General features: G+C 38.2%; 12 protein-coding genes. All 12 read left to right on the top strand.

What is annotated here, in order from left to right; genetic code table 11:
• Window positions 1–138: 138 nt before the first annotated feature.
• Entirely contained in the window at window positions 139–285 is a 147-nt protein-coding gene (locus AC5W14_RS12560) for a hypothetical protein (RefSeq protein WP_496194612.1), read from the top strand.
• Window positions 282–485, top strand: coding sequence for a hypothetical protein (locus AC5W14_RS12555; protein ID WP_496194611.1), 204 nt, complete (start codon window positions 282–284; stop codon window positions 483–485). The genes AC5W14_RS12560 and AC5W14_RS12555 overlap by 4 nt, the downstream gene beginning before the upstream one ends.
• Before the next feature lie 54 nt (window positions 486–539).
• Window positions 540–1,931: an aldehyde dehydrogenase gene (locus AC5W14_RS12550; RefSeq protein WP_496194610.1), complete on the top strand. Its 1,392-nt coding sequence runs from the start codon at window positions 540–542 to the stop codon at window positions 1,929–1,931.
• Window positions 1,932–2,240: 309 nt separating this feature from the next.
• Window positions 2,241–3,014: a tyrosine-protein phosphatase gene (locus tag AC5W14_RS12545; RefSeq protein ID WP_496194609.1), complete on the top strand. Its 774-nt coding sequence runs from the start codon at window positions 2,241–2,243 to the stop codon at window positions 3,012–3,014.
• Between the two features lie 221 nt (window positions 3,015–3,235).
• Window positions 3,236–3,853, top strand: coding sequence for a sugar transferase (locus tag AC5W14_RS12540; protein WP_496194608.1), 618 nt, complete (start codon window positions 3,236–3,238; stop codon window positions 3,851–3,853).
• Window positions 3,850–4,707, top strand: a complete 858-nt coding sequence (locus tag AC5W14_RS12535) for an NAD-dependent epimerase/dehydratase family protein (RefSeq protein ID WP_496194607.1) — start codon at window positions 3,850–3,852, stop codon at window positions 4,705–4,707. Before AC5W14_RS12540 ends, AC5W14_RS12535 begins: the two co-directional genes overlap by 4 nt.
• A gap of 31 nt (window positions 4,708–4,738) precedes the next feature.
• Complete coding sequence (locus AC5W14_RS12530) at window positions 4,739–5,512, top strand: glycosyltransferase family 2 protein (RefSeq protein ID WP_496194606.1); 774 nt, start codon at window positions 4,739–4,741, stop codon at window positions 5,510–5,512.
• 13 nt (window positions 5,513–5,525) lie between these two features.
• On the top strand, window positions 5,526–6,470 hold the full coding sequence (gene fcl / locus AC5W14_RS12525) for a GDP-L-fucose synthase (RefSeq protein ID WP_496194605.1): 945 nt from the start codon (window positions 5,526–5,528) through the stop codon (window positions 6,468–6,470).
• Between the two features lie 17 nt (window positions 6,471–6,487).
• Window positions 6,488–7,540: a GDP-mannose 4,6-dehydratase gene (gene gmd, locus AC5W14_RS12520; RefSeq protein WP_496194604.1), complete on the top strand. Its 1,053-nt coding sequence runs from the start codon at window positions 6,488–6,490 to the stop codon at window positions 7,538–7,540.
• A 31-nt stretch (window positions 7,541–7,571) separates the two neighbouring features.
• Window positions 7,572–8,939 carry a sugar phosphate nucleotidyltransferase gene (locus tag AC5W14_RS12515; protein ID WP_496194603.1) on the top strand — a complete coding sequence of 456 codons (1,368 nt, stop codon included), beginning with the start codon at window positions 7,572–7,574 and terminating at the stop codon, window positions 8,937–8,939.
• Between the two features lie 29 nt (window positions 8,940–8,968).
• Window positions 8,969–10,174 (top strand): glycosyltransferase, encoded by a 1,206-nt coding sequence (locus AC5W14_RS12510; RefSeq protein ID WP_496194602.1) that lies wholly within the window; start codon window positions 8,969–8,971, stop codon window positions 10,172–10,174.
• Between the two features lie 2 nt (window positions 10,175–10,176).
• A complete protein-coding gene (locus AC5W14_RS12505) occupies window positions 10,177–11,322 on the top strand; it encodes a glycosyltransferase family 4 protein (protein ID WP_496194601.1) in 1,146 nt (381 codons plus the stop codon).
• Window positions 11,323–11,327 lie beyond the last annotated feature (5 nt).

Raw genomic sequence — 11,327 nt, 5'->3', positions numbered from 1 at the left:
TTTTGTTATAAAAAAGGAAAATGCCGCACGTTCCGGTACTAGTTTCTTCCATTATATAGCGTTCTATTTTAGAAAGCGCTCTCTTGATCAAGGCACTTCTCATCCGGTATAGTACAGGAAGAATAGGGGAGGGAGTCCATGAAACGAACGATAGAACGCACGCTTATTATTATAGCAATGATCCTGCACGGACTCGCGGTATTTTCCGCCGGCTTTCAGTGGATGCTGACAGAAGTGGAGGCGGACATTCCGGGGAGTATGGCATTTGGCCCGCAGATGGGGTGACCCTTGCCGCCAACATCGCAGCCCTTCTGCTCGCGGTAATGGTGCTCCCTATGATCGGCGCCAATGCGAAAAAAACCGGGTATTGGCTGATCGGCATGGGAATCGGACTGCTTCTCGTGACGTTAGGCGCGTCCATTCTGCCATCCGTACTTTATCTTGCAGCCGGAGGAATGTGTCTTAAACGCCGTCCCCACGCTTAACGCCTGCATCATTCGGGTACTAGTACAAAAACAGGAAAAAGGGGATTACACTTTATGCAGACAATGGAAACGACCGATGTACAGAAGATTCTCGATACCCAGCAGGCCTACTTTCATACAGGCGAAACGAAAAGCACGGCCTTCCGGTTGCGCCAGCTGAACATTTTGGAACAAGCGATTAAAGCATACGAAGACCAGATTATTGAAGCGATGAAAGCGGATCTCGGCAAGCCTGCCTTTGAAGCGTACCTTACCGAAATCGGTGTGCTGCGGATGAGTCTAAAAGATATGAAGAAAAAAATGCCCAAATGGGCGGAGCCGAAAAAAGTGAAGGGAACGATCGTGCAGACCGGTTCGAAAAGCATGATCTACCCGGAGCCGTATGGCACCGTTCTTGTGATCGGCCCGTTTAACTACCCGTTTCAGCTGCTGATCGAGCCTCTTCTCGGAGTAATGGCGTCCGGCAACACTGCCGTACTGAAGCCATCCGAGTTTACGCCGCATGTTGCCGTAGTCGTTCGGAAAATGATTGCTGAATACTTTGATCCGGCCTACATTACCGTTGTAGAAGGAGAAAAAGAAACGACCTCGGCGCTGATTCACGCACCGTTTGACTATATGTTTTTTACCGGCAGCACCCCGGTCGGCAAAATTGTGATGCAGGCGGCTGCGAAGAACCTGACGCCGGTTACGCTCGAGCTCGGCGGCAAGAGCCCGGCGATTATCGATGAAGATGCCGATCTTGATAAAGCAGCAGAAAAGATTATCTGGGGCAAATGCATGAACAACGGCCAGACGTGTATCGCACCGGACTATATTCTTGTCGCCGAAGACCTGCAGACCGCACTCGTCGCCCGATTGAAAGCGAAGATCCGTGACTTCTACGGCGAGAACCCGCAGGCAAGCCCGGACATTGGCCGTGTGGTAAACGACAAGCACTGGGAGCGTCTAAAGAAGCTGCTTGATCCGGAAAAGGTCGTATACGGCGGACGCAGCGACCGGGAAGACTTGTATATCGAGCCGACGCTTATGACCGGCGTTACGATGGAAGACGCGGTGATGCAGGAGGAAGTGTTCGGACCGATTCTGCCGATTCTCACCTACAGCAACCTGCACGAAGTAGTTAACATTGTCCGTTCCTTCGACAAGCCGCTTGCGCTGTATCTGTTTACGAACAATCCAACCGTGGAGGAGCATATTCTTACTACGCTTTCCTTCGGCGGTGGCAGCGTAAACGACACGATTCTGCATCTGACCAACCCGAACCTGCCGTTCGGCGGCGTTGGCAATTCCGGCATCGGCTCCTACCACGGCAAGGCAAGCTTTGACACGTTCACCCACTACAAGAGCATTTTGAAAAACAAAAGCCCGTTTTCCCCATCGGTCATGTATCCACCTTTTAAAGAAAGCCGGCTGAACGCCGTACGAAAATGGTTTTCTAAATAACAATCCGGCCGCCTTTTCTGAAAGGCGGTTTTTCTTATGCGGAAATCCTATACCTGCAGGGTATTTAGGGTTGTGTTGCTGAGTGCTTTATTAAATTTTGTGAAAAAAGAGGAGGTACTAAGTATTGGTTCACTCGAAATGAAAAGCATGTACTAGTACAAGAGGCACTTTAAAATAGGTAAAAAGTATACTATAGTGAATATCAGGCATTTTTGATACGTATTAAAAAAACACATAGATATAAAGCAAAAACGCACGCGATTATCATGACATAGTACATCTCCACCAATTTAGAGGGGGGTCATACACATGATTGATATTCACACGCACGTATTGGCCGGGCTGGATAACGGACCGGAAACGATCGAAGAAAGTGTTGCGCTGATTCAGCAGGCGGAAGCATCGGGCATTCATACGATAGTAGCGACCCCTCATCACAATGATGGAAGAAGCTATCACACCGGGGCTGCCATTCAGCAGCAGGTTAAAGAGTTGAATGTACGCCTGAATCAGGAGAATATCCGCGTAGACGTCAGGGCCGGCCATGAGATCCGTCTGAACGGAGACATTATGGCGGAACTGACGGAAAGCCGCGCTATTCCTTTATGCGATAGCCGCTATGTGCTTTTGGAATTCCCGGAGCATGCCGTGCCGCTTCTGAGTAAAAATGTCTTCTATGATCTACAGGTAAAAGGATACCGGCCGATTATTGCCAATCCCGATAAAGTAATGGAATTTATTAAAGAGCCGGACCAGCTGTATACGCTCGCCACCAACGGCGCGTTAATTCAGCTGAACGCAGGCGCTGTAATCGGCGAGTACGGCAGAGACCTGCAGCAGTTCTGCTTTAGCTTATTGGAATCGAACCTGGCGCATTTTATCGCGACGAGCGCGAGCGACGTGGAAAGCAATCCATTTGTACTCAAAGAAGCATATGAGCTGATAGAAGAAGAATTCGGCCGCAGCGCTGTCGACACATTCAAAAACAATGCCATCGCCGTTATTGAAAATGAAACGGTGCTGGTCGATAAGCCCGAACATATCAGCCGCAGGAAGCGCAAAAGACGCTTCGGCCTGATTTAATACACCAGGCAGCCTGGACAGGAGAACAGTTGGTTCTGTACCTGTCCGGGTTGTCTCTGCGTGAAAAAAACAACGCCCATTTTTAGATATGTCCTTGAATAAAGAGAACGAAAGTGGGACAATAGCTTGGTGTTTAGATACAATTACAGGAAAATGCTGGAAGAATATCAAGAAATTAAACAATAAGCATACATACATTCATCAAGGAGTGGAATATCCCGATGTACGTTAAAATAAAAAGGCTGATCGATGTCAGCCTCTCTTTTTGTGCGCTGGTCGTACTATGGCCGTATATAGTGCTACTTGCCGTAATGATCAAGAAAGATTCAAAAGGACCTGTGTTTTTTAAACAAAAGCGGGTTGGCCTTCATAAAGAGCACTTCTACATACTGAAATTCAGAACGATGCGTTCAGATACCCCTAAAGACATGCCAACCCATATGCTACAGGACCCGGAAGCATTTATTACGAAGAGCGGAAAGTTTCTCCGGAAAACAAGCCTGGACGAACTTCCACAGATTATTAACATTTTAAAAGGCGACATGAGTATTATCGGCCCGCGCCCTGCGCTCTGGAATCAGTATGATCTGATTGAAGAACGCGATAAATACGGAGCCAACGACGTGCCGCCCGGTCTTACCGGATGGGCACAGATTAACGGACGCGATGAGCTGCCGATTGATATGAAAGCCGGACTGGACGGCGAATACGTAAAGAAAATGGGTCCGTTAATGGATATCCGCTGTTTCCTGGGCACGATCAACAGCGTATTAAAAAGCGACGGCGTTGTCGAAGGCAAGGCTAAAGATGACGCAGGCAAGGAGAGCACACCGAAATGAAGAACATTCTTATCACAGGCTCAAACAGTTATATAGGAAACAGCCTGACCGAGTGGCTGAGTAACTATCCTGATGAATACAACATAGAAACGCTAAGTGTACGAGACGACCAGTGGAAAGAAAAAGACTTTTCCAAGTACGATGTAGTGTTCCACGTCGCCGGCATTGCGCACGTATCAACAGATCCTAATATGGAAGAAAAATATTATAAAGTAAACCGCGATTTAACAATAAATGTAGCCCAAAAAGCAAAAAACGATGGAGTAAAGCAGTTTATTTTTATGAGTAGTATTATCGTATACGGCGACAGCACGGCTGAGAAAAGAGTCATTGATCGCAGTACAGTGCCAACGCCAAGTAATTTCTATGGCCGCAGCAAGCTTCAGGCAGAGGAAGGCATCATTCCATTAGGAGATGACCAGTTTAATGTAGTAGTTATCAGACCACCAATGATTTATGGAAGAAACTCAAAAGGAAATTACCCTAAGCTCGCTAAAGCAGCCAAGCTGCTGCCAGTGTTTCCCAACATAAACAACCAGCGCAGCATGCTGCACATTGATCATTTAAGCGAATTTATCCGATTAATGATAGTAAATGAAGAATCCGGCATATTCTTTCCGCAAAATAAAGAGTATGTGAATACAAGTGAAATGGTGAAAACAATTAGTGAGATGCACGAGAAAAAAATTTGGCTAACCAAGGCGTGTAATCCTATTATTAATAAGATGATAGGCAATGTCCCAACAGTGAATAAACTGTTCGGCAATTTAGTGTATGATAGCGGCATGAGCTTTTATAAAGAAAATTATCAAATTAGAAGTTTCAATGAAACATTAGTCGCAACAGAGCGATAAAAAATGAGCATAATGTGGAGGTAAGTTAGATTTGAAGATTTCAGTAATAACGGTAGCTTTTAATAGTACAAATACTATTGAAGATACATTCACATCAGTGTTTTCTCAGTCACACGATAATATAGAATACATAATTGTAGATGGTGTTTCTAAAGATGGAACAGTTGACTTGATTAAGAAGTACGAAGAAAAAGCAAAAGAATATCCTAATATACAGCTACGCTGGATTTCGGAAAAAGATAAAGGTATTTACGATGCTATAAATAAAGGTATTATGATGGCCACTGGAGAGGTAGTAGGAATTCTTAATTCAGATGACTACTATAATGATGATAATGTTTTACAAGCTATGGCGGAAGAGTTTAAGAATGAAAATATAGATTGCATATATGGAAATTTAAAATATGTTGATTTTCAAAATACCGATAAAGTAACTAGAAAATGGACCTCGCGCTCTTTTGAAAAAGGGTTGTTTGAAAAAAGTTGGACACCCGCTCATCCTACATTCTATTGTAAAAATGAGTTATATAAAAAGCACGGTTTATATCGAACAGATTTTAAAATCGCAGCTGATGTAGAATTGATGTACCGTTTATTGGAAAATCATAATGTGCAGAGTAAGTATTTAAACAGAAGCCTGGTAATAATGAGACAAGGTGGCGTAAGCAGTTCAGGTATAAAGAGTACCATAACAATTACAAAAGAAATGAAACAGGCTATTAATGAGAACGGCGGAAAATTCAGCCTACTAAAATATATGGGTTATAAAGGCTTAAAAGTTAAAGAATTCATTTCTAAAAAATGAAGGGGTGGGCAGTATGAATAAAGATTCAAAAATATATGTAGCCGGTCATAGAGGGCTTGTTGGTTCAGCGATTTTAAAGAAATTAAAAATAGAAGGGTATCAAAACTTAGTTTACAAAACGAGCAGTGAACTTGATCTAAGAGATAAAAACCAAGTTGATTCCTTCTTTGCAGAAGAAAAAGTTGATTATGTTTTTTTAGCAGCAGCCAAAGTAGGCGGTATTGTAGCTAACAATGAATACCCTGCGGACTTTATTCGCGATAATCTAATGATCCAAACAAATGTTATTGACGCAGCTTATCAAAACAATGTTGAGAAATTATTGTTTTTGGGAAGCACTTGTATTTATCCAAAGCTGTCACCCCAGCCTATGAAGGAAGAATACCTTCTGACTGGAGAATTGGAACCTACTAATGAACCGTACGCTATTGCTAAGATTGCAGGCATAAAGATGTGTCAGTCCTATAATAGACAATATGGAACTAAATATATTTCAGCTATGCCTACAAATTTATATGGGGAGAACGACAACTTTGATTTAGAGACTTCTCACGTTTTACCTGCTTTAATTCGAAAGTTTCATGAAGCTAAGTTAAATAAATCTTCTTCAGTAGAGATTTGGGGAACAGGTTCTCCTAAAAGAGAATTCTTATATTCAGATGATTTGGCTGACGCCTGCGTGTACCTTATGAATAACTATGATAACGATGAGATTGTAAACATTGGTGTTGGTGAAGATATTTCTATTAAAGAAATTGCAAAAAAAATTAAAAGTATTGTAGGATTTGAAGGAGAGTTGACCTTTAATACTTCAAAGCCCGATGGCACACCGCGAAAGTTAGTTGACGTAACAAGAATTAATTCACTTGGATGGAAAGCAGATACTTCATTAAATGAAGGGCTGGAAAAAGCGTATCAGTGGTTCGTAGAAAATGAAGCAGCGTCTATAAATAATTAATTTATTCGGAGGGTGTCATGAGAAAAGCATTGATTACAGGTGTTACTGGTCAAGATGGGTCATATTTAGCAGAATTTCTTTTAGAAAAAGGGTATGAAGTCCACGGGATAATTCGCAGGAGCTCTTCTTATAACCAAGATCGGTTGGAAAATATAGTAGGGCACGAACATTTTCACCTTCATTATGGCGATGTAACAGATGCGACAAATATAATCCGTGTTATTGGTGAAATTAAACCGGAAGAAATATATAATCTGGCAGCCCAATCTCATGTACAAGTTTCTTTTGAAATGCCTGAGTATACACAAAATGTGGATGCTGCAGGTACATTAAACATATTAGAAGCAGTTCGTATACTTGGTTTAACTGAAAGTACTAGAGTGTATCAGGCTTCTACTTCAGAACTTTACGGAAAAGTACAGGAAGTACCACAAAAAGAAACAACGCCTTTTTATCCGAGATCTCCATATGGTGTAGCAAAAATTTATGGTTTCTGGATTACCAAAAATTACCGGGAATCTTATAATATGTTTGCGGTAAATGGTATTTTATTCAATCATGAATCGGAACGCAGAGGCGAGACATTTGTAACTAGAAAAATTACGCTTGCTGCTGCAAGAATAGCACAAGGGAAACAGAAGAAATTATCTTTAGGAAACTTAAACTCTAAGCGCGATTGGGGTTATGCAAAAGACTATGTTGAATGCATGTGGCTCATATTGCAGCATGGTAAACCGGAAGATTTTGTGATTGCTACGGGAGAAATGCACACCGTAAGAGAGTTCGTAGAGATAGCGTTTTCTAAAGTTGGAATAGAAATAGAATGGTCAGGTAAAGATGCACAGGAGTATGGTACAAATAAAGCTACAGGAGAAATTGTAGTAGATGTGGATCCAAGATTCTTTAGGCCATCAGAGGTAGATCAATTGTTGGGAGATCCAACAAAAGCAAAATCACTGTTAGGTTGGAATCCTACGAACACATCATTTGAAGAGTTGGTAGAAATTATGGTTACAGAAGATATGAAAAAAGTGGAGAATAATGTCACTGCCAACATTATGTTTGATTAAATATTGAAAAATCAAGAAAGGGGGAGCGTTTATGAAGCTTGTATTACTTTCCGGTGGTTCCGGAAAAAGGCTGTGGCCTCTTTCTAACGATACCCGGTCTAAACAATTCTTGAAAGTATTAGAGGATGAGAACGGAAATAAACAATCAATGGTACAAAGAGTCTGGAGCCAACTGGAAAGACTTAATTTAACAAAGGATACCGTCATAGCAACATCTAAAATGCAAAGAGATATGATACACAATCAAATTGGAGTACATGTTCCTTTAATTATTGAGCCGGAACGTCGGGATACATTTCCTGCAATCGCACTAGCGGCCACATATCTATACTCCATTAGTAAATCAACTAATGAAGAAACGATAGTTGTGCTGCCAGTAGACGCTTATGTAGATGATGAATTCTTTATAAAAATGAGTGAAATAGAAAGTGTACTAAACCAATCAAACGCTGACCTTGCATTAATGGGAGTCAAGCCTACTTATCCTTCAAGCAAATACGGTTATATAGTTCCTAAAGGCAATAACCCCGATAATAACTATTTTACAGTAAGTGAATTCAAAGAGAAGCCTACAGAAGAAGCAGCAGAATTACTCATTCACCATGGGGCTTTATGGAATACTGGAATTTTTGCATTTAAATTAGGATATCTAATGAATATATTAAAAGATAAAAATATATCACGTAATTATAGTGATTTAACAGAATCCTATAACAGCTTAAAGAAAATAAGTTTTGATTATGAAATAGTTGAAAATGCTAAACATACAATAGCTGTAACCTACGATGGATCTTGGAAAGACTTAGGGACATGGAATACTTTAACAGAGGAAATGGCTACAGAACAAATAGGAAGAGGAATTGTCAGCAATTCAGTCAATACACACTTAATAAATGAATTAGACATATCAGTAACAGTTATGGGGTTAAATAATGTAGTAGTAGCAGCCAGCCCTGAGGGGATCTTAGTAACTGACAAAGCTTCCAGCCCTAAAGTAAAAGAAGTAATGAGTGACCATTATCAAAGACCGATGTATGAAGAAAGAGCATGGGGATGGTCCAGAGTTTTGGATTATGCTAAATATGACAGTGGTGAAGAAATGGTTACTAAAAGAATTTGCATACTACAGGGTAAAAATTCGAGTTATCATTATCACAATTTTAGAGACGAAGTATGGACGATAGTTAAGGGAGAAGGAGAACTTATCGTAGACGGAAAAGTAACTAAAGTAACAGCAGGCGAAATAATACAGTTGTCTTTAGGAGAAAAACACGCAATCAAAGGCATAACTGATTTAGAATTTATTGAAGTTCAGACAGGTTCAAGCATTAGTGATAAAGATTTTGAGAGAATATTATTTGATTGGAAAATAATAAGTGACCTAAAAGTAATGAAGTGAATTCTAATAAATTGTAAAGGAGACTTTTTTTGAAAATACTTCAAATCAATACAGTTTGCGGAACAGGAAGTACTGGGAGAATAGCTACTGATATAGAAGTTTTACTTAAAGAATATAACCACGATAGTTATATTGCTTTTGGAAGAGGTCTTGCAGTAAAAGCAGAAAAAACTATTAAAATAGGCAGTAAATATGATAATTATAAACATGTAGCAAAAACTAGAGTTTTTGATAGACATGGCTTTGGATCAAGACAAGCAACAATGCAATTTTTAAAAAAAGTGGAAGAACTTAACCCGGATGTTATTCATTTACATAACTTACATGGTTATTATTTAAATATAGAGCTATTGTTTGATTTTATTAAAGAAATTGATAAACCTGTTATTTGGACATTGCATGATTGTTGGTCATTTACAGGTCATTGTGCTTATTTTGATTATATTAAATGTAATAAATGGGAAGTGAATTGCGAAAAATGTCCTCAAAAAAAGTCTTATCCTACAAGTAGAGTTATAGATAATTCGAAAAGAAATTTTTCTGATAAGAAAGATATTTTTTCAAACGTAAATAATTTAACTATAGTAACTCCTTCTGAATGGTTAGCTAATTTAGTTAAATACTCTTTTTTAAAGGAATATCCGGTGATGGTAATTAATAATGGAATTGATTTAGAAAGTTTTCGTCCAACAACAAATAATTTTAGAACAAATAACAATCTTGAAAATAAATTCTTAATATTAGGAGTAGCGAGTGTTTGGGAAAAAAGAAAAGGATTACATCATTTTTTAGAGTTATCAAAAAAAATATCTTCAAATGATATTGTAGTGTTGGTAGGTTTAACCAAAAATCAAATGAAAAAGTTACCCGCAAATATTATTGGTATTTCTAAAACTGATAGTATCGAGGAATTGGCAGATATATATGCAAGTGCAGATGTATTTGTTAACCCTACTTTGGAAGAAGTAATGGGACTTACCAATGTTGAGGCTTTAGCATGTGGAACTCCAGTCATAACATTTAATACTGGCGGTAGTATTGAATGTATTGACCAAAAAACTGGAATTATAGTAGAGAAGGGGAATACAAGCAAGCTATTAGAAGAAATAATAAATATAAAAGAAAATAAAAAAACTTTTGAAAAAAAGGAACTTATTAATCGCGCAAGAGAAAGGTATAACAAAAGGGAAACATACAAAGAATACATTAAACTTTATGAAGAAGTAGGGAAATAAAAATGAGGATAGTTCACGTAGAAGATTATTTTGATCCACTAGCAGGATATCAAGTAAATGAATTGTTATATGCTAACAAAGATAGTGAAGACGAAGTATTTCTGATAACTTCTAATGATATGTCACCTTTTCATAAATCCGTAGATGAAAAACAAGATCAACATTTTGAAAAAGTAACGAATGTAAAAGTAATTAGATTAAATTCTAAATTCAAATTATCCACTAGATTAATTTTAAAGAATTTGAATAAAACAATAAATGATATTAAGCCAGACATTTTATTTCTTCATGGAATAGGAGACTTTAAAGATATTAGACTTTGGAGTTTCAAATCATCACAGTATAAAGTAGTTCGTGATTGTCATATGTCATGGGTAGCTTCACAAAATAAATTTAGAAAAGTTTTTTATTTAGTCTATAGTTATTTATTTGCTTCAATTATTAATAGAAGTAATAAATACGATAAGATATACGCCCTTGGTGAAGAAGAATATGAATATTTACAAAAAATAGGAATAAAAGAATCCAAAATAGATTTTCTATTACACGGTTATAATGATGAAGTCATGTACTATGATCATAATGAAAGAATAAATATAAGAAAAAAATATAATTACTCTGATAGTGATACTGTAATAGCTTACATTGGAAAATTTAATGATTTTAAGAAACCAGATCTCATTATTGATATAGTCGAAGAACTCGGTGAGAATTATATATTTTCAAAAAAAATAAAATTACTTTTTATTGGTCCAAAAGATGATAAATATATGAAAAAATTTAATGAAAAAATAAAAAAAGTTAGTAACCATATCGAAATTGTTGTCGATGATGCTAAACCCTTTAATGAACTTAGAAAGTATTACTCGGCAAGTGATATTTGTATTTACCCTAAAGAAACTACATTAAGTTCAATACATGCACAAGTTTGTAGATCACCAGTTATTATGGAAAACCACAAATCAAACATAGAGCGTGTAATTGACAAAAGTAATTTGTACGATGAAAACGACATTAGGAAAGCAGCTGATATTTTAAAAAAAATTGTAGAAACTTCCCCGCTCTCAAAGAATGAAGAAATATCAAATGATTTGTCCAACAGAGAATATAAAAATCAAATAAAAAAATTAAAAAGTGATTTAACATAAAAAAT

The organism is Sinobaca sp. TMA16-18 (genome assembly GCF_059510535.1).
This window is presented reverse-complemented; position numbering and strand designations above follow the sequence as displayed.